This is a genomic window from Streptomyces sp. P17 (genome assembly GCF_032436805.1).
In the GTDB taxonomy this organism is placed as follows: domain Bacteria; phylum Actinomycetota; class Actinomycetes; order Streptomycetales; family Streptomycetaceae; genus Streptomyces.
This window is the reverse complement of sequence record NZ_JAVRBF010001151.1, coordinates 1-255: the sequence shown is the minus strand read 5'-3', so window position 1 is coordinate 255 and position 255 is coordinate 1. Positions and strand designations below refer to the sequence as shown.

1 protein-coding gene is annotated in these 255 nt (G+C 60.4%); it reads right to left on the bottom strand.

Annotated features, from left to right (window positions below; all coding sequences use genetic code 11):
• On the bottom strand, positions 1-255 hold a 255-nt coding region (locus RMT89_RS44240), incomplete at both ends, for a TerB N-terminal domain-containing protein (protein ID WP_315889406.1).

Genomic DNA, 255 nt, shown 5'->3' with positions numbered 1-255 from the left:
CTGCGCCTGCGCGTCCTTCAATCCCTCTGCAATGGCCCTGCGCTCCAGGCCATAGAAGAAGAGAAAGACGTATCCAATATCGGCTTCGGGGTCGCGCCTCCCATCTGCCAGCCAGCTCAGGTAGGCCCTGCGAGCGCGAGGCGTGATTTCAGAGTAGGACGGCCAATAGCCAAACTCACGTTCGCTGATGTTGGCGTGCACAGCGATGGACAGCGCGGGATTGATAAGACACGGGTCAGTTGAGCCCGAGAGGGC